A 17,468-nucleotide genomic window follows, 5' to 3' on the forward strand; every position below is an offset into this window, starting at 1 on the left:
CCCTGCGCTTGTATTCAGTCAGTCTTATGCGCCAGCGGCAATCAACAGCTCGGCAATTTCGGTATAACCTTTTTCGCGCGCCAGGAAGAGCGGCGTTTTACCCCACATATCGGTCATATGCGGATTCGCACCGTGATCCAGCAACAGCTTTACGATCTCTTGCTGTTTGGCACCACCGTCATTGAGCACGATGGCTTCCAGCAATGGCGTCCAGCCGACGAAGTTGGTGTGATTGACATTCATGTCTGTGTGCAAGACCAGCTCACGCACAATTTCAACGTGGCCTTTTTCGCTGGCAGGTGTAATGCCTACACCACCAAAACGGGTCAGGCGAGTCAGGTCAGGTTTGCCCTTCAGCGTGATGCGCAGCAAAGTCAGGTCATTGGTCAGGCAGCTGAGCAGGAAAGGATTGAAGCAAGTTTCATCTTGCTTGTTGATGTCGGCACCCGCGTCTATCAGAAATTCGACGCAGGCATAGTGCTTCTTCAGGCTGGCCAGTACCATGGCGGTACGACCCTGGCGATTCGTGACATTGATATCCACACCACTCGCCAGCAAGGCTTGTAAGCGTGCAACATCACCTGCATCGGCGGCCTGCAAGAATTGAACGGCAGATTCGCTATTCGACATAAAATTCCTCTTGAGTCAGTCTCGTTGTAATAATTTTTCCTGTATCCCTCTGTTGAGAAATACGGTGTGTTTTGTTCTCGGTACTACTGGAACTTCATTGAGGCTCACAGTAGCAAGAAGTTTTGGTTTGCAGAAGGCACCTAAAATTTATTCATCACTTCTCCTTTTATTTTTGAATTTTTCTTAACAATCGACTTTTCAGGCCTGCAAGCAGGCCTGGCGCACAAACATAATGTGCGCCAAAAACAGGAATCGGGAAATTAACAGCAGCGGCGAGTGCGCATGCGTATAGGACGAATCGGACGGACGAAAAAAAACGCCACGCATATGCGTGGCGTTTTAACCTGGCGTCCCCAAGGGGATTCGAACCCCTGTACTCACCGTGAAAGGGTGATGTCCTAGGCCTCTAGACGATGGGGACAGAAAACTGCCCTTATTACTGGCCTTACTACTTCCTGCACTTCCCGACCAAACAGGCACAATCAATTTGCGCGCACATCATGTGCATTCCGCGACATGCCTGAATCGAAAAAAAAACACCACGCATCAGCGTGGTGTTTTTAACCTGGCGTCCCCAAGGGGATTCGAACCCCTGTACTCACCGTGAAAGGGTGATGTCCTAGGCCTCTAGACGATGGGGACAGAAAACTGCCCTTATTGCTGGCCTTACTACTTCCTACACTTCTCTACCACTAGTTGGTGGTGGAGATAAGCGGGATCGAACCGCTGACCTCTTGCATGCCATGCAAGCGCTCTCCCAGCTGAGCTATACCCCCTCGAGTGCAGAAGCGAGATTATAGCAAAGCATTTCTCTCTGTGTAAATGCCATTTTGAAAAAATTTTAAATATTTTTCCCCAGGCGGGCCAATACGACCTCGCGGCCGAACAATTCGACTACTGCATCAATAGATGGAGTCTGCAATTGACCAGTGATCAGCAGGCGCAGCGGCATCGCCAATTGCGGCATCTTCAGCTTGTGCGCAGCCAGTACCTCTTTCAATGTCGCGGACAAGGCTTCCTTGCTCCATGCCACTGTCTTCAGTTGCTCTACGTATTGCGCCAGTGCCGGTTTGATTGCATCGGTCAGGTGCTGCGCCAGCAAAGCAGCATCCGGCGCCGGCTGGCGATAGAACAGCATCGCCGCAACGGCCAGCTCATTCAGGGTATTGACGCGTTCTTTCATCAGCGCGATGACAGCCGTCAGATCCGGTGCGTTATCGAACTGTGCACCCAGGCCTTCCATCATAGGTTTTACCAGGCCAGCCAGACGAGCATTGTCAGCTTGCTTGATGTAGTGATTATTCAGCCAGTCGAGTTTTTCCGGATTGAATTGCGCAGGCGATTTGGTCAAGTGATCCAGATCGAACCATTGGGTGAACTGTTCCATCGAGAATACTTCGTCATCGCCGTGGCTCCAACCCAGACGCGCCAGGTAGTTCAGCATGGCTTCCGGCAAATAACCTTGCGCCGGGTAATCCATCACGCTGACCGCACCGTGGCGCTTGGACAATTTCTCGCCATCGGTACCCAGGATCATAGGCAGGTGACCGTAATGCGGCAAGGTTGCGCCCAGTGCCTGCAGGATATTGATTTGACGCGGCGTATTATTGACGTGGTCATCGCCACGGATCACGTGCGTGATCTTCATGTCGGAATCATCGACTGCCACGCAGAAGTTATAGGTAGGTGTGCCATCCGGACGTGCAATCACCAGGTCGTCCAGCTCGCGATTCGAAATCGTGATCGAACCTTTGACCACGTCGACCCAGGTCACGTCGCCTTCGGTCGGATTGCGGAAACGCACTACCGGCTTGCGACCTTCAGGAATAGCAGGCAGGGTTTTGCCTGCTTCCGGACGCCAGGTACCGTCGTAGCGCGGCTTTTCACCGGCAGCGCGTTGACGCTCGCGCATCGCTTCGACTTCTTCCGGCGACGAGTAGCAATAGTAAGCAGTGCCCGCTTCCAGCATCTGGCCGATTACTTCACGATAGCGATCCATGCGCTGCATCTGGTAGAACGGACCTTCGTCATGATGCAAGCCCAGCCATTCCATACCTTCGATAATTGCCTGTACTGCTTCCGGCGTCGAACGTTCGAGGTCGGTATCTTCAATACGCAAAACAAAGGTGCCGCCGAAGTGGCGTGCATAGGCCCAGGAAAAAAGTGCGGTGCGCGCACCACCAACGTGGAGATAGCCGGTCGGGCTGGGAGCAAAGCGGGTACGTACTGTCATGGCAAATAAAAACGGCCTTGGAGTGCCAAAGCCGTCCTGTATCAAAAAGGCTATTTTACCTCGGCAGCCCCTGTCTGAGCCAGCCTTGCGCACGATATCGGCGACCCGACAAAGCAATATCTAAATGCATATATATAGAGGCAACTATGACTGCGGGCTGCGCCTAAGGCGCTGTGACTGCTAAAATTAGGTCTTTATTACCTAAACGATCGCAAAGTACCGCCTTATGAGTAAACCATTGCCACGCAAATTATTCGTTACAACCGCTCTCCCCTACGCCAACGGCGCATTCCATGTCGGCCACATCATGGAATACATCCAGGCTGACATCTGGGTCCGGTTCCAGCGTATGCAGGGTAATGAGGTGCACTTTGTCGGCGCGGACGACGCGCACGGCGCACCTATCATGATTGCGGCGGAGAAAGCCGGGCTGACGCCTCAGCAATTCGTTGCCAATATTGCTGCTGGGCGTAAACAGTACCTGGACGGTTTCCATATCGAATTTGATAACTGGAGCTCCACCGACAGCCCGGAAAACCACGAATTGTCGCGTGAGATCTATCGTCGCCTGCGTGACGATGCCAAGCTGATCACGACCAAGTCGGTCGAACAGTTCTACGACCCGGTCAAGGAAATGTTCCTGCCGGACCGCTATATCAAGGGTGAATGCCCTAAATGCGGCACCAAGGATCAGTACGGCGACTCCTGCGAAAACTGCAGCGCAGTCTACGCGCCTACCGACCTCAAGCATCCGTACTCGACACTGACCGGCGCGACACCAGTGCGCAAATCATCAGACCACTTCTTCTTCCGCCTGTCTGATCCGAAGTGCGTCGCTTTCCTGCGCGAATGGGCGCTGGACGGTCAACGCCTGCAATCGGAAGTGGCGAACAAGGCCAAGGAATGGCTGGAAGGTGAAGGCGGCCTCGGCGATTGGGATATCAGCCGCGACGCACCTTACTTCGGTATCGAAATCCCGGATGCACCGGGCAAGTACTTCTATGTCTGGCTGGATGCGCCGGTCGGTTACCTCGCGACCCTGAAGAATTATTTCGACAAGACCGGTCGTGACTTCGACGCCTTCATGGCTGACCCAAGCACAGAGCAGTATCACTTCATCGGCAAGGACATCACCTACTTCCATACGCTGTTCTGGCCAGCGATGCTGAAGTTCGCTGATATGAAGGTGCCGAACAATGTGTTCGTACACGGCTTCATCACCGTCAGCGGCGAAAAAATGTCCAAGTCGCGCGGCACCGGTATCTCACCACTGCGCTACCTGGAAGTCGGCATGAATCCTGAATGGCTGCGCTACTACATTGCAGCCAAACTGAGCTCGAAAGTCGAAGATATAGACTTCACTTCCGAAGACTTCATCGCACGCGTCAACAGCGACCTGATCGGCAAGTACATCAACATCGCCAGCCGCGCTGCCGGTTTCATCACGAAGAAATTCGATGGCCGCGTGGCGACTGACTGGGCGACCAGCGATGATGCATTCCTCAGCCGCCTGCGCAATGTCGCGCCAGAAATCCAGGCCTTGTACGATCAGCGTGAATACGGCAAAGCCTTGCGCGCCATCATGGAACAGGCAGATGCGATCAACGCCTACGTCGATGCGAACAAACCATGGGAACTGGCCAAGGATCCGGCCAAGGAAGGCGCGCTGCAGGAAGTTTGCAGCCGTTTGCTGGAAGCCTTCCGCATCCTGACCATTTATCTGAAGCCAGTATTGCCAGCATTGGCCAAGCAGGTTGAAGCGCAGCTCAACATCCCGGCGCTGGAGTGGTCGCACATCGTGACACCACTGCCGCACGGTCATCAGATCAATCCGTACACCCACCTGATGACACGCGTCGAACCAAAAATGCTGGATGCGCTGTTTGATATGCCCGCCCTGGTAGACGCGACCGTCGGCGTACCGACCGCGCCATCGAACAAGGACAGCAATGGCAATGGCAACGGTAATGGTCATGCCATCGAAAGCATTGCACCGGAAATCAAGATCGATGACTTTGCAAAAGTCGATTTGCGTATCGCCAAGATCGTTAATTGCGAACATGTCGAAGGCTCGGACAAATTGCTGCGCCTGACCCTCGATGTCGGCGAAGGTCGCACCCGCAATGTGTTCTCCGGCATCAAGTCGGCTTACCAGCCGGAAGAGCTGATAGGCAAGCTGACTGTGATGGTCGCCAACCTGGCACCCCGCAAGATGAAGTTTGGTATCTCGGAAGGGATGGTACTGGCTGCTTCTGCTGCAGATGAAAAAGCCAACCCTGGCATTTACATCCTCAACCCATGGCCGGGCGCAGAGCCAGGCATGCGCGTCGGCTAAGACAGTCTGTATTCGCAACAAGGGCCATGATCGGCATTGATGATCATGGCCCTTGCTTTATGCAGGTTTGCCCTGCGTCTTGTCCAACCAGGCGAGTGTATCGACCAGTACCTGCTCCGATAAGGCCGGGTCATCCACCAGCCGCGCCAACATCACTGCTCCCACCATCGTGGCCCACGCGCCGGTAGCGGCTTGTCGTCGCTCCAGTTCAGTTTTGCCCTGCGCGGTCTGGGCGAAGTTTTCGATCCGGTACTTCACATTCTCAGTCAGCGCATGACGCGTCGCGTCTGAAGAGCGCACCGCCTCGGTACCGAGGCTGGGGAAGATACAGCCCTCGCCCGGGTTGTCCCGGTGCTGGCCGCTCAAATAGTTCGCAGCAAAATCCATGATGCCGATCACCGGCGCATCCTCGGCGCGAAATGGCGTCAACACATGCGTACAAGTCTGCGCAATCAAATCATCCTTGGAAGCGAAGTGCCCGTAAAAGCCGCCATGCGTCAGTCCGGCCGCTTTCATTACTTCGGCCACCGTCACACCCTCGAAGCCGCGTTCGCGGAATAGCGTCGCGGCAGCATCCAGTATGGCCTGTCGGTTTTCTGCAACCTGTTCACGGGTGATTTTCATGGTGACTCCTGCTTCCTTGAAATTATTTGCAAATTATTTTTCAACTTAGGCTTGACATTATACATGACCATCATCATGATTACATTCATTATGATCATCATGATTAAATAAATGACGATTTTAAGCGCCGGTTTCAGGCGGTAACACCAAATTCTTGTCTTAACAGCAGCCCTACACACCAAGGAAATGATATGAACCAGCAAGATCGCGATACCCAAGTAACTACCGCCCTGATCACAGGCGCATCCACCGGCATAGGTGCGGTCTACGCCGACCGCCTGGCGCGTCGTGGCCACAATCTGGTACTGGTCGCACGCAACGCTGCCCGCATGGAAGAACTGGCAACCAGGCTGCATCAGGAAACCGGCGTCCAGATTGAAATCATCGCCGCCGACCTGACCAAAAGCGCAGACCTGGCGCGAGTTGAAGCCCGCCTGCGCGATCAGCGCGACGTCGGCATCCTCATCAACAATGCCGGCGCGGCAGCACCTGGAGGCTTTGAAACCTCAGACGTGGAAGCACAGGACAACCTGATCAAACTGAATGTCACCGCCCTGACCCGCCTCGGTGCCGCTGTCGTCCCGCGCTTCCTGGCGCAAGGACAAGGCGCGATCGTGAACATTGCATCGGTCGTCGCCCTGGCGCCGGAATTCCCGCTCGGTGTGTATGGCGCAACCAAGGCTTATGTACTGGCCTACTCGCAGGCACTGCAGCTTGAGCTCGGTGCACGCGGCTTGTATGTACAAGCTGTACTGCCAGCCGCTACGCGCACCGAAATCTGGGAACGCTCGGGCCGTGACGTGGAAGAGATACAAGGCGTGATGGAAGTCGATGAACTGGTCGATGCAGCACTGGTCGGCTTTGATCGCGGCGAGCTGATCACCATCCCGCCACTGCCGGATGCAGCACAATGGGAAAGCTTCAATGCGGCACGTCAGGCCATGTTGCCTAACTTCGCGCAAACCCATGCCGCAGCACGTTATCAGTCTTAAAAACTGCAGCGACTTACGCGACAGTGCCGGCGACCGGCCCTGCTGCGTATTGTCGCTGAGGGGTCGTGCTGCTAACATGAGCCTTGCTGTGCCACGTGCGTGGCACTCATAGTTCATGAAGGCGCATGACCATGAAGCGGTTCAAGTTCTCCTTCCATCCGCGTTTAGTTGATGCTTTACGCGACTACGATGGCAGCAAGTTCTTCCAGGATTTGACTGCAGGCCTGACGGTGGGCATCGTTGCGCTGCCACTGGCGATGGCGTTTGCGATTGCCAGCGGCGTCAAACCTGAAGCCGGTATCTTCACGGCTGTCATAGGTGGTTTCCTGGTTTCTGCACTCGGCGGTTCACGCGTACAAATCGGTGGTCCGGCCGGTGCCTTCATCGTCATCATCTACGGCATCGTAGAAAAGTACGGCGTTGCCAACCTGCTGATTGCCACCGTATTTGCCGGCATGATGCTGTGTGCGATGGGCGTATTCCGCCTCGGTTCACTCATACGTTACATCCCCGTCCCCATCGTCATCGGTTTCACCAGCGGCATAGCCGTACTGATCGCGCTGTCGCAGATGAAGGATTTCTTTGGCCTGCATATCGATAAGATGCCAGGCGACTTCTTCGCACAAGTGCAAACCCTCGCGCAAAACTTCGCCAGCTTCAACCTGACCAGCATCATCATCGGCGTACTTTCACTGGCGCTGATTTTTGCGTGGCCGCTATTACTCAAACCCAAGGCCGCCGAACTCGAGTCACCGCTCAGCAACCGCGACCACCGTGTACGCCGCCTCTTGCGTGCACTGCCTGGCACCATCATCGTGCTGATACTGGCGACACTGGCGGTCAGCCTGTTTGATTTGAAGGTGGACACCATAGGCAGCAAGTTCGGCGGTATCCCGCAAGGTGTGCCCGACTTCCAGTTGCCGGAATTCTCATGGGCGCTGGTGCAGCATTTGTTTGCTCCGGCCCTGACCATCGCTTTGCTGGGCGCGATAGAGTCACTGCTGTGCGCCCGCGTCGCGGATAACATCACCGGCGATCGCCACGATCCGAACCAGGAATTAATGGCGCAAGGTATCGCCAATGTGGTCACGCCTTTCTTCGGCGGCATCCCGGCGACCGGCACGATCGCCCGTACCGTCACCAACATCCGCGCCGGTGCAGTGTCGCCGGTATCCGGCATTCTGCATGCACTGACCTTGCTCGTGATCGTGCTGGTCGCAGCACCACTGGCCAACAATATCCCGCTCGCGGCGCTGGCGGCGATCCTGCTCTATGTCGCTTACAACATGGGGGATTGGCACGAGTTTGCGCGGCTGCGGCATTTCTCGATGAACTACCGCATCCTGATGCTCTCGACTTTTTTCCTCACCGTCATCATCGACCTGACGGTGGCGGTACAAGTCGGACTGGTACTGGCCTGCGTGTTCTTTATTTACCGCATCTCCAGCCTGACGCGGATAGAACAGATCCCGAACGAAGAAACCAGCGTCGAACTGCCGCCGGGCGTGCATGCCTATTCGATTTTCGGTTCATTATTTTTTGGAGCGGTGGGCAAGCTGGAAGGTTTGATCGAGCCCAAGGCTATGCCGGAGAAGGCGCTGATCCTGGAGCTGCATCAATTGATCAATCTGGATGCGACCGGACTGGATGCGCTGGAAACCATACGCAAGTCACTGCAGAAGCACGGCAGCAAGCTCATCCTGTGTGGCTTGAACCGTCAGCCGCGTGACCTGATGCGGCGTAGCGGCTTTCTCGACAGACTGGGCGTGGAGAACTGCCTGCCCAACCTGCAATCGGCGATTACGGTCAGTGCCGCAATCAATGAATAGTATTTAGCCGTAAGTCGGATCCGACACTGAAGTACGTGTGACCTTGCCGGTCTCCAGGTCGAAGTGCACATTGAAGAAGCGCTCTATCGATGGCCCTTCGAGGTAGCGCCAGTCCCAGACTTCTTCATTCTTCAGGTTGAACTTCCCGACAGTGCGCGGCTTGCCCAGCTTGCGACGTACATCTTCCCGCGTCATGCCGACCTTGATGGTGGCAAAGTTATCGTTGGTCAGCACTTGCGTGTAGTCGCGCAGCTTGCCCTGCGCATCGATATCGACCATATAGGTGCGATGCCCGGCCGGGCCTTTCGGGTATTCCAGCGTACGGGAGCCGTTATGCTCTTCCCATACAATTTCCGGTTCGCCCATCGCGCTGCGCACATCGGCCTCGGTAGAGACGCCTTTCGTCAATTTTTCCAAACCAAACTCCGCTTGCTGGCAGCCCAGCATCAGCAGGCTGCAAAAGAAACCCAATAAGGTACGCATGATTTTCCCCATTTTTACGCCCATCCAATGGCACTGAACTGCGGCCAGCCTGCGACCGCCCGGCGACTTTCGTCCTTATTGCAGAAAACACATGATAACAAGATTGCTGGCAACAAAATAATGCCGCTTTGACATATCTGAGACACTTACGGTTTCGATAGCAGCTTAGCCGACAAGACAAGGTAAAATAGCGTCTGATTCTAACTTGTTGCCAATTTATTCATGAAACTTAGCAAACAGCATTCCAACTACCAGTCTGAAATCACTCAATTCATCAGCTCGCTGAAAGAAAAGAACCCGAATCTGGAAGAATCGCAACGCGCAGGCCGTGCCTTGCTGTGGGATAAAAGCCCGATCGACCTCGATCAGCAAGCGCGCATCAAGGCGTCCAACGTCAGCCAGCAAGCCTACGTGTATCAAAACAAACTGAAATAAATGAGCAACAGCCCGAACACGATGCTCGCGCACTTGCCCTCAAGTGCGCCTGATCTTGTAGTCGAAGGCAGACCGGATACCACACCGGATGTCATCGACGGCGTCGCTTATGCGCGCTTATACGGCGAACCCTTGTTCCGCATGCCGACGGATTTGTATATTCCGCCGGATGCACTGGAAATCTTTCTCGAAGCCTTTGAAGGTCCGCTCGATCTCTTGCTGTACCTGATCCGCAAGCAGAACTTCAATATCCTCGACATCCCGATGGCGCAGGTGACCAAGCAGTACCTGCAATACGTCGACCAGATCCGCCTGCACAATCTGGAGCTGGCTGCAGAATACCTGCTGATGGCGGCCATGCTGATCGAAATCAAATCGCGCATGCTGCTGCCGGTACGCAAGGCCGATACCGGCGAAGAAGCGGCCGATCCGCGTGCCGAACTGGTACGTCGCCTGCTCGAATACGAGCAAATGAAACTCGCTTCGCAACAAATCGACGCCCTGCCACAATTGGGCCGCGATTATGTACGCACACAGATTTACATCGAGCAAAGCATAGTTACACGCTGGCCTGAAGTGGAAGTCGTCGATCTGCAGCAAGCCTGGGCAGATTTGCTCAAACGCGCCAAGCTGACCGCGCATCACATGATCAGCCGCGAAGAATTATCGGTGCGTGAACACATGACCGCTATCCTGCGTCGTCTGCAATCCACCAAATTTGTAGAATTTGCCGACCTGTTCGATCCGTCACGCGGCGTGCCGGTAGTCGTCGTCAACTTCGTCGCCCTGCTCGAGCTGGCCAAGGAAACCCTGATCGAAATCACGCAGGCAGAACCGTTTGCACCTATTTACGTACGACTGGCTTACGCACCGAGCTAGGCCCTCGTTCTCATCACCCGGATTACTCATCGTTCCGTCATCGCTGAAGCACTATAGCGGCGACCATTTCACTAAGACAGATTTATGAAGATCATCTCTTGTATCGAAGAATTGCGCGACCATTTGCGCGGACAATTACGCACTGCTTTCGTCCCGACCATGGGCAATTTGCATGACGGTCATTTGTCCCTGATGCGCCTGGCGCGCAAGCATGGCGATCCGGTCGTTGCTTCGATCTTCGTCAATCGCCTGCAATTCGGCCCGAATGAAGACTTCGACAAATATCCACGCACCTTCCAGGCTGACGTAGAGAAACTGGAAAAAGAAGGCGTCTACATCCTGTTTGCACCGACGGAAAAAGACCTGTATCCGGAACCACAGGAATTCCGCGTGCGTCCACCGGATGACCTGGGCAATACGCTGGAAGGTGAATTCCGTCCGGGCTTCTTCTCAGGCGTGACCACCGTGGTACTGAAGCTATTCTCCTGCGTGCAGCCTAGCGTCGCGGTATTCGGCAAGAAGGATTACCAGCAGCTGATGATCGTGCGCAATATGTCGAAACAGTTTGCGCTGCCTACCGAAATCATCGCCGCCGATACCTATCGTGCCGAAGATGGCCTAGCCCTGTCCTCACGTAATGTGTATCTGTCGGCGGAAGAACGTGCGGAAGCGCCTGCGCTGTTCCAAAGCCTGAATGCGGTCGCCAATGAAGTGCGCAGCGGCCATCTGGATATCTTTGAACTGGAACGCCAGGCGATGGCTGATCTCAGCAAGCGTGGCTGGAAACCGGATTACATCTCCATCCGCAAGCAAAGCAATCTGCAACCGCCATCCGCTGGCGACATGGCGCAAGGTGAAAAGCTGGTAGTGCTGGCAGCCGCCAAGCTCGGCGTCACCCGCCTGATCGACAATCTGGAAATTTGATGATGTGCGCCTGGCCTGTAAGGAATCAGCTCAGGTCACGCGTCGTTGTCGAGCAAGTCGCAATAATCTTTTGCAACTGCTGTTGATGCGCTTCCACGCTGCCATCGATATATAAACTGGTACGGAAACCCTGTATCCCTGCAAGTGTGCAATCCATCGCCTTGCAGGTGAACTTCAATTGCATCATGCGCCCGCCTACCAGTGCATCCAGCATGATCGCGCAAATCTCGCCCTTGCTCACCGGCTCCGGCCCCATCACTCCCATACCTTGCGTGGAAACATCCACCGTATGTATCTGCGTCGTCGTCGCACCACGCGTCATCAAGCCGCGTCGGCGAAAGACGAAGCGTTGTTCCTTGCGGCGAGGTTCGGGATTGGGTAAAGCACTATGCGCATTCATGAAGACACTCTCTCCAGGATGAGTAAGTGTCTGCATGCTACCCATGCCGCATGACTGCCTGATGACAGCCTGCAGCAGGGATTACGCCCCTTTCGGCATCATCATTAAATCTGTCGCGCCCACATCAATGCGCTGCTGCGACAGCAAGGTCGTCACCTGTCCGCGATGATGGGTCTGGTGATTGAACATGTGCGCGACAGATTGCCAGGCCGGGCCACTACGCATGCTCTTGGTCATGCCGCTATACCAGCTGAAATCGCCTGCCAGCCAGTTCGCATCGAGGCTGGCAGCCCACACCAGCAACTCTTCGTCCAGCGCGGCACGCGCAGCTTTTAATTCGGCCCAGTCCGCATGCACATCGACACCGCCGGGTGTCGTCGGCATCGCACGTTCCAGCGCTGTACCTTTGGTGAAACGTCCCAGCCACATGGCATCGCCCCACACCAGGTGGTTCAGGGTCGAATGGATGGATTTGAAAAAAGCACCGCGGTCAGCCTTGCGCTCGGTATCACTTAACTGCTCGCTGGCGGTGTAAATCTTGCCATTCATCCAGCGGTTATAACGTGCCAATAAATGTGCGTATTCAGGTGTAATCATTTCTTCTCTAGCCACTGCACGAGATCCTGCCACTGCTCCAGATCCCGCTCTACTCTTGATGGTGCGATATCCCATATGGTGCTGCCATGTGCGGCGAGCTGCACATAGTTTTGCGTGTCACGCAGGAAGCCCAGCACTGGTATGCCCAGTCCATGTACATATTGCGTCAATTGATCGGCGGCACGGGTGCGGCCATTCACGCGCATGCCAAGCACGCCCAGATCAAACTTCTCTTTGCGCTCCGCCAGCTTTTGCAAAAACTCTTGCGTCGCCAGGATATCGAACATAGACGGTTGCAAAGGCACGATCACTTTATCGGCGATCTGCATCACTTTTTCAAAGCGCTTGCCGCTGAAACCGGCGGGCGTATCAAGCACGATATGCGTCGTGCCTTTCGGTGGCTTCGCAACGTGGCCGTCATCGATTTCCCACGCCTGTATAGGCGGCAAGGAAGCGGGGCGCAGCGTAAGCCAGGAACGGGAAGATTGCTGTACGTCGACATCGCCCAACATCACACTATGTCCCTGCGCGGCAAAATATCCGGCTACGTTGGTGGCTAGCGTGCTCTTACCTACGCCGCCTTTAGGATTGGCGATGACGATCACTGGCATGAATTTCCCCTTTTAATGTGGTATTCCGCACTTGCTGCTGGCACTCGGATGAGGCCGCGCTGGAAGCCAGGCTGAGGGGCAACTACCCCGGCAGCCCGCAAATTGATTTTCAAACAAGAATATCATGCTGCGTTGCAAGGTCAATACGCCATTTTCCTGACAGCCGTCGCGTAGCAGGAATGCCACAGTCCGCGGGGAAGCGCTGTCGGATCAGGCCTGATAGTCAGGCAAGGCGCGCAAGGCAGCCAATAAAGGTCGTGTCGCGTCGGCCAGTCGTTGCAGGCTGGCTTCGCGCAACTGCGCGGTATCTACCGTCACATCGCTATCCAGCCCTGCCCAGCGTAACAATGCCGAGCAGGCTGACGGCGTATCAAACAAGCCGTGCAGATAAGTGCCCAGTATGTGATCGTCACCGGAACGCGCACCTTCCGCACGCCCGTCTATCATGAAGGCCGGACTGGAGCGTGCCGCACCTTCGGAGGTGCCCATATGGATTTCATAGCCGCTGACACCAGCATCGGCAAACGCGCATGTGCCGCTGACTTGCTCCAGCCGCTTTTCACGCGTCAACTCGGTAGCGATATCCAGTAAACCCAAACCTTGCGATACGCCAGGCATGCCTTCGACACCATGCGGGTCAGCCACCGTCATGCCCAGCATTTGATAGCCACCGCAGATGCCTATGATCTTGCCGCCGTAGCGCGCATGGCGCAGCAATGCTTCGCGCCAGCCGTTGGCAATCAGCCACTCGAGGTCACCGCGGGTGTTTTTACTGCCTGGCAGGATGATCAGGTCGGCAGACGGGATAGGCTGTCCTGGCCCCACCAGTTGCAGGTCAACTTCAGGATGCGCACGCAAGGCGTCGAAGTCGGTGTGATTGCTGATGCGCGGCGGTACCGGCACCACCACGCGGAAAGCCCCGCGCGCAGCCTGCGTGGTTTCCACAGCATCTTCTGCATCAAGGAACAAGCCGTGCAGATAGGGCAGAACCGCCAGCACTGGTTTGCCGGTTTGTTCCTCCAGCCATTTCAGGCCGGGTTCCAGCAAGCTGATGTCGCCACGAAAACGGTTGATGACGAAACCGACAGTGCGCTTGCGCTCGCTCTCGGACAGGCAAGCCAGCGTACCGATGATGTGGGCGAACACGCCGCCCCTATCAATATCTGCCACCAGGATCACCGGGCAATCCACTGCTTCGGCAAAGCCCATGTTCGCGATATCACGCGCACGCAGATTCACTTCGGCCGGACTACCTGCCCCTTCGACCAATACGGACTCGTATTGCGTTTTCAGGCGTTGATAAGACTCCAGCACCGCCTGCATCGCCACCGGTTTATACGCATGGTAATCGCGCGCATTCATATCACTGCGCGCCTTGCCATGGATAATCACTTGCGCGCCGGTATCGCTGGAAGGCTTGAGCAAAATCGGATTCATATCCGTATGCGGCTGCAACCCGGCAGCTACCGCCTGCAAAGCCTGCGCCCGCCCGATCTCGCCGCCATCTGCTGTTACTGCACTGTTAAGCGCCATATTCTGCGGCTTGAACGGCACCACCTTGACGCCTTCTTGGGCCAGCAGGCGGCACAAGGCCACGACCAACGTCGTTTTACCAGCATCCGAGGTGGTGCCTTGCACCATCAGTGTGTCTAGCTTCATATCGCTTATGGTTTAGCGCTACGGCGGCTGCGCGCCAGTTCCAGTTTTTCGCACACCATAGCCGCACCTGCTATCAGGCGTGGACCGGCGCGATTCACCAGATCGGCATCAACTGAAAACAGATTGTCGTTTTTCACTGCGAGCACGTTTTTATATTGCTTCCAGATTTCCAGTCCGCCGGACTTCTCGGCCTGGCGATCGCCGGTCATCATCACTTCCGGATTTTCCAGCAGCACGGCTTCAGTAGTAACCACGGGTGCAGGGATAACCAGATTAGCGAAGACGTTTTCACCGCCGCACAGACGGATCACATCACTCATGATGTTGCCGCCATTGAGCGTATAGATAGGCTTGCCCCACACTTGATAAAACACGCGCACCGTCGGGCGATTGCGATACTGCTCGGTCAGGCGTGCCAGTTCGGTACGCTCTGCAGCAGCCACCTTGCTGGCTTGCGCTTCCGTACCCATCAGCATGCCGAGTCGCTCTATGCTGACCGGAATATCTGCCAGCTTCTTCGGTTCGCTGAAATAAAAAGGGATGCCCAATTTACGTACGTGCTCCAGCTGGCGCTCGGAATTGCCGTGCAACCACACTACCAGCAAATCAGGCTTGAGCGCGATGATGCGCTCCACGTCTATCTGCTGGTGACTGCCGACGCGCGGTATCTTGAGCGCCGCCGCCGGATAGTCGCTATAACCCACCGTGCCTACGATGCGATCACCGCCACCCGCTGCGAAAATCAATTCCGTGGCATGCGGCGCCAGCGAGATGATGCGCTGCGCCGGTTTGCTCAGGGTAACGGTATTGCCACCATCATCCTTGACGCTGATGGCGGCATGTACCGCGCTGGCAAACATCGTTGCGCTCAAAGCTAGCGCTGATACGAAAAATTTATTCATTTCATTTCCTGATTATGCTGAGACACCGGCTGCAGCGCGTGCTGCAAACGCTGCCAGCCTGCTTCATCCGCGGGCAAGCCGAGGCGCACGCCATGTGAAAAAATCCTGATCCAAATCCCGTGCTGCGCCATCTGTTCGGCAAACTGCGCCGGATGCGCATCCTGCCAATACTGAAACAAGGCAGTACCATGCGATTGCTTGCCATGTGCCGCCAGCAATTGCTGCAAGCGTGTACCGCTCTCCTGCAACTGCTTGTGCATGGCTTGCTGCCAGACCGTATCCGACAGAGCAGCAGTTCCTATCTGCTGGGCCGGACCACTGACTGTCCACGGCCCCAGCACATCCGCCAATTGCTGCAACAAATCTGCATGCGCCGCGACAAAACCCAGACGCAGACCCGCCAGGCCAAAGAACTTGCCTACCGAGCGAAACACGATCAAACCTGGTTGTCCGGTATAAGCCGCTACGCTTTCCTGCGGCGTCATATCACCAAACGCTTCATCCACGATTAGCCAGCCACCGCGTGCCGCCAGGCGTGCCGACCATTCCAGCAACACTGGCGGAGCGATACGCGCACCGGTTGGATTATTCGGATTGCAGACCGACATCACATCGCAATGATCGAGCTCGGCTGCCAACTGATCGTAGGCCACTTCCCGCACTTCATGCCCGGCCTGACGCCATTGATAGCTATGCTCGGCATAGGAAGGCGCAGCAATCACCACCCTGCTGCGCGCGCGCAAACGAGGCAGAGCCTGTATTGCCGCCTGGGTACCAGCCACTGGCAACAACTGCGGCGCACCGTAATATGCCTGTGCTGCTTCCAGCAAGGCGGTACTCGGCTCGGGCAAGCGATGCCATGCATCGGCGCTCAGCTGCGGTACCGGATAAGCCTGCGGATTAATACCTGTCGACAGATCCAGCCACTCTGCGCGTGGCCGTCCATAGCGCCTGATCGCATCATGCAGGTTGCCACCGTGCTCAAGCATAGATCACTCCTGCGATACAGATCAGCAGCAGCCACAGTGCCGTCGTCATACGCACCAGACGCCATGCACGTGCGATATCTTTACCTGCAGCCAGGGGGCCAGTACCCAGCGGTGGGCGGTTTTCCACTTCACCGTCATAAATCGCAGCGCCACCGAGCGAAATACCCAAAGCACCGGCACCGGCAGACATGACTGGCCCCGCATTCGGGCTGGACCAGGCTGGTGCCTGCGCACGCCAGCATAGCCAGGCTTGTTTCGTATTGCCGAGTACGGCATAAGACAGTGCCGTCAGGCGCGCCGGTATGAAATTCAACACGTCATCGATGCGTGCCGCGACCCGACCAAATTCGTTATAGCGTGGTGTGCGGTAACCCCACATCGCATCCAGTGTGTTTGCAAGACGAAACAAAACCACGCCAGGGCCACCCGCCACGGCAAACCAGAACAAGGTGCCGAACACCGCGTCATTACCGTTTTCCAGCAGGGACTCGACCCCGGCTTTTGCGAGGTCGGCTTCTTCCGCTTGCCGCGTATCGCGACTGACGATGCGGGCTGTCAACAAACGTGCTTGTGGCAAATCACCATCCATCAGGGCATGTGCTATCGGCAAGGTATGGTCGCGCAGGCTGCGCAAACCAAGGCTGAAGTACAGCAGCAAAGCGTGCACGCCGAGGGCAAGCAAGGCATCGAATTGCGCCAGCCAGAAAGTCAGTATCCATGCCAGTAAAACGAAAGGCAGGACCACCAGCATCCACGCCAGTGCACCACGTGCAATACGTACGATAGGTGCACCCGAGCCACTATTGAGTTTCTTCTCCGTGCGTATAGCCAAATTGCCGAAGCCAACCAGCGGATGCCAGCGCGTCGCTTCACCCAGGCGCATGTCCAGCAATACGCCCAGCAACATCAGGATGGCAATCACGCCGCAAGACAAACCGAACAACAT

17 protein-coding genes and 3 tRNA genes are annotated in these 17,468 nt (G+C 55.9%); 6 read left to right on the forward strand and 14 right to left on the reverse strand.

What is annotated here, in order from left to right; all coding sequences use genetic code 11:
* Positions 1–24: 24 nt before the first annotated feature.
* The 5 genes from IXC47_RS04030 to gltX form a co-directional block, all read right to left on the reverse strand.
* Positions 25–630 carry an ankyrin repeat domain-containing protein gene (locus IXC47_RS04030; RefSeq protein WP_175625413.1) on the reverse strand — a complete coding sequence of 202 codons (606 nt, stop codon included), beginning with the start codon at positions 628–630 and terminating at the stop codon, positions 25–27.
* A gap of 345 nt (positions 631–975) precedes the next feature.
* Positions 976–1,051, reverse strand: a tRNA-Glu gene (locus IXC47_RS04035).
* A gap of 145 nt (positions 1,052–1,196) precedes the next feature.
* Positions 1,197–1,272, reverse strand: a tRNA-Glu gene (locus tag IXC47_RS04040).
* A gap of 58 nt (positions 1,273–1,330) precedes the next feature.
* Positions 1,331–1,406 (reverse strand) — tRNA-Ala (locus IXC47_RS04045).
* A 65-nt stretch (positions 1,407–1,471) separates the two neighbouring features.
* Entirely contained in the window at positions 1,472–2,863 is a 1,392-nt protein-coding gene (gene gltX, locus IXC47_RS04050; RefSeq protein WP_195874766.1) for a glutamate--tRNA ligase, read from the reverse strand.
* Between the two features lie 226 nt (positions 2,864–3,089).
* Here gltX and metG point away from each other — a divergent pair, with 226 nt between their 5' ends.
* Positions 3,090–5,198: a methionine--tRNA ligase gene (gene metG, locus IXC47_RS04055; RefSeq protein ID WP_195874767.1), complete on the forward strand. Its 2,109-nt coding sequence runs from the start codon at positions 3,090–3,092 to the stop codon at positions 5,196–5,198.
* A gap of 57 nt (positions 5,199–5,255) precedes the next feature.
* Here the strand turns inward: metG and IXC47_RS04060 are convergent, their stop codons facing one another.
* Positions 5,256–5,822 (reverse strand): TetR/AcrR family transcriptional regulator, encoded by a 567-nt coding sequence (locus IXC47_RS04060; protein ID WP_195874768.1) that lies wholly within the window; start codon positions 5,820–5,822, stop codon positions 5,256–5,258.
* Positions 5,823–6,013: 191 nt separating this feature from the next.
* On the opposite strand from IXC47_RS04060, the gene IXC47_RS04065 reads away from it, so the two are divergent.
* Complete coding sequence (locus IXC47_RS04065) at positions 6,014–6,814, forward strand: SDR family NAD(P)-dependent oxidoreductase (RefSeq protein ID WP_195874769.1); 801 nt, start codon at positions 6,014–6,016, stop codon at positions 6,812–6,814.
* A 131-nt stretch (positions 6,815–6,945) separates the two neighbouring features.
* Positions 6,946–8,643 (forward strand): SulP family inorganic anion transporter, encoded by a 1,698-nt coding sequence (locus IXC47_RS04070; protein ID WP_195874770.1) that lies wholly within the window; start codon positions 6,946–6,948, stop codon positions 8,641–8,643.
* Positions 8,644–8,646: 3 nt separating this feature from the next.
* Here the strand turns inward: IXC47_RS04070 and bamE are convergent, their stop codons facing one another.
* Positions 8,647–9,126, reverse strand: coding sequence for an outer membrane protein assembly factor BamE domain-containing protein (gene bamE / locus IXC47_RS04075; RefSeq protein ID WP_195874771.1), 480 nt, complete (start codon positions 9,124–9,126; stop codon positions 8,647–8,649).
* 222 nt (positions 9,127–9,348) lie between these two features.
* On the opposite strand from bamE, the gene IXC47_RS04080 reads away from it, so the two are divergent.
* The 3 genes from IXC47_RS04080 (at position 9,349) to panC (ending at position 11,364) form a co-directional block, all read left to right on the forward strand.
* Positions 9,349–9,561 carry a DUF3460 family protein gene (locus IXC47_RS04080; protein ID WP_175625406.1) on the forward strand — a complete coding sequence of 71 codons (213 nt, stop codon included), beginning with the start codon at positions 9,349–9,351 and terminating at the stop codon, positions 9,559–9,561.
* A 21-nt stretch (positions 9,562–9,582) separates the two neighbouring features.
* Entirely contained in the window at positions 9,583–10,440 is an 858-nt protein-coding gene (locus IXC47_RS04085; protein WP_230089396.1) for a segregation and condensation protein A, read from the forward strand.
* Positions 10,441–10,524: 84 nt separating this feature from the next.
* Positions 10,525–11,364 carry a pantoate--beta-alanine ligase gene (panC, locus tag IXC47_RS04090; protein WP_175625404.1) on the forward strand — a complete coding sequence of 280 codons (840 nt, stop codon included), beginning with the start codon at positions 10,525–10,527 and terminating at the stop codon, positions 11,362–11,364.
* A gap of 25 nt (positions 11,365–11,389) precedes the next feature.
* Here the strand turns inward: panC and IXC47_RS04095 are convergent, their stop codons facing one another.
* The 7 genes from IXC47_RS04095 to cbiB form a co-directional block, all read right to left on the reverse strand.
* Positions 11,390–11,800: a PilZ domain-containing protein gene (locus tag IXC47_RS04095; protein ID WP_195874772.1), complete on the reverse strand. Its 411-nt coding sequence runs from the start codon at positions 11,798–11,800 to the stop codon at positions 11,390–11,392.
* A gap of 45 nt (positions 11,801–11,845) precedes the next feature.
* Complete coding sequence (locus IXC47_RS04100) at positions 11,846–12,361, reverse strand: DinB family protein (RefSeq protein WP_195874773.1); 516 nt, start codon at positions 12,359–12,361, stop codon at positions 11,846–11,848.
* Entirely contained in the window at positions 12,358–12,972 is a 615-nt protein-coding gene (locus IXC47_RS04105; protein WP_175625401.1) for a ParA family protein, read from the reverse strand. Before IXC47_RS04105 ends, IXC47_RS04100 begins: the two co-directional genes overlap by 4 nt.
* Before the next feature lie 210 nt (positions 12,973–13,182).
* Entirely contained in the window at positions 13,183–14,613 is a 1,431-nt protein-coding gene (locus IXC47_RS04110; protein ID WP_195874828.1) for a cobyric acid synthase, read from the reverse strand.
* 23 nt (positions 14,614–14,636) lie between these two features.
* Positions 14,637–15,533 (reverse strand): cobalamin-binding protein, encoded by an 897-nt coding sequence (locus tag IXC47_RS04115; RefSeq protein WP_195874774.1) that lies wholly within the window; start codon positions 15,531–15,533, stop codon positions 14,637–14,639.
* Complete coding sequence (gene cobD, locus IXC47_RS04120) at positions 15,530–16,522, reverse strand: threonine-phosphate decarboxylase CobD (RefSeq protein WP_195874775.1); 993 nt, start codon at positions 16,520–16,522, stop codon at positions 15,530–15,532. Before cobD ends, IXC47_RS04115 begins: the two co-directional genes overlap by 4 nt.
* Positions 16,515–17,468: an adenosylcobinamide-phosphate synthase CbiB gene (cbiB, locus tag IXC47_RS04125; RefSeq protein WP_195874776.1), complete on the reverse strand. Its 954-nt coding sequence runs from the start codon at positions 17,466–17,468 to the stop codon at positions 16,515–16,517. Before cbiB ends, cobD begins: the two co-directional genes overlap by 8 nt.

The sequence above is a fragment of the Herminiimonas contaminans genome (assembly GCF_015645465.1).
Lineage (GTDB): Bacteria > Pseudomonadota > Gammaproteobacteria > Burkholderiales > Burkholderiaceae_D > Oxalicibacterium > Oxalicibacterium contaminans.

Excerpts from the sequence above, each read along its gene's own strand:
- IXC47_RS04030 (WP_175625413.1), bottom strand. The coding sequence starts at position 630 with ATGTCGAATAGCGAATCTGCCGTTCAATTCTTGCAGGCCGCCGATGCA.
- gltX (WP_195874766.1), bottom strand. The coding sequence starts at position 2,863 with ATGACAGTACGTACCCGCTTTGCTCCCAGCCCGACCGGCTATCTCCAC.
- metG (WP_195874767.1), top strand. The coding sequence starts at position 3,090 with ATGAGTAAACCATTGCCACGCAAATTATTCGTTACAACCGCTCTCCCC.
- IXC47_RS04060 (WP_195874768.1), bottom strand. The coding sequence starts at position 5,822 with ATGAAAATCACCCGTGAACAGGTTGCAGAAAACCGACAGGCCATACTG.
- IXC47_RS04065 (WP_195874769.1), top strand. The coding sequence starts at position 6,014 with ATGAACCAGCAAGATCGCGATACCCAAGTAACTACCGCCCTGATCACA.
- IXC47_RS04070 (WP_195874770.1), top strand. The coding sequence starts at position 6,946 with ATGAAGCGGTTCAAGTTCTCCTTCCATCCGCGTTTAGTTGATGCTTTA.
- bamE (WP_195874771.1), bottom strand. The coding sequence starts at position 9,126 with ATGCGTACCTTATTGGGTTTCTTTTGCAGCCTGCTGATGCTGGGCTGC.
- IXC47_RS04080 (WP_175625406.1), top strand. The coding sequence starts at position 9,349 with ATGAAACTTAGCAAACAGCATTCCAACTACCAGTCTGAAATCACTCAA.
- IXC47_RS04085 (WP_230089396.1), top strand. The coding sequence starts at position 9,583 with ATGCTCGCGCACTTGCCCTCAAGTGCGCCTGATCTTGTAGTCGAAGGC.
- panC (WP_175625404.1), top strand. The coding sequence starts at position 10,525 with ATGAAGATCATCTCTTGTATCGAAGAATTGCGCGACCATTTGCGCGGA.
- IXC47_RS04095 (WP_195874772.1), bottom strand. The coding sequence starts at position 11,800 with ATGCAGACACTTACTCATCCTGGAGAGAGTGTCTTCATGAATGCGCAT.
- IXC47_RS04100 (WP_195874773.1), bottom strand. The coding sequence starts at position 12,361 with ATGATTACACCTGAATACGCACATTTATTGGCACGTTATAACCGCTGG.
- IXC47_RS04105 (WP_175625401.1), bottom strand. The coding sequence starts at position 12,972 with ATGCCAGTGATCGTCATCGCCAATCCTAAAGGCGGCGTAGGTAAGAGC.
- IXC47_RS04110 (WP_195874828.1), bottom strand. The coding sequence starts at position 14,613 with ATGGTGCAAGGCACCACCTCGGATGCTGGTAAAACGACGTTGGTCGTG.
- IXC47_RS04115 (WP_195874774.1), bottom strand. The coding sequence starts at position 15,533 with ATGAATAAATTTTTCGTATCAGCGCTAGCTTTGAGCGCAACGATGTTT.
- cobD (WP_195874775.1), bottom strand. The coding sequence starts at position 16,522 with ATGCTTGAGCACGGTGGCAACCTGCATGATGCGATCAGGCGCTATGGA.
- cbiB (WP_195874776.1), bottom strand. The coding sequence starts at position 17,468 with ATGTTGTTCGGTTTGTCTTGCGGCGTGATTGCCATCCTGATGTTGCTG.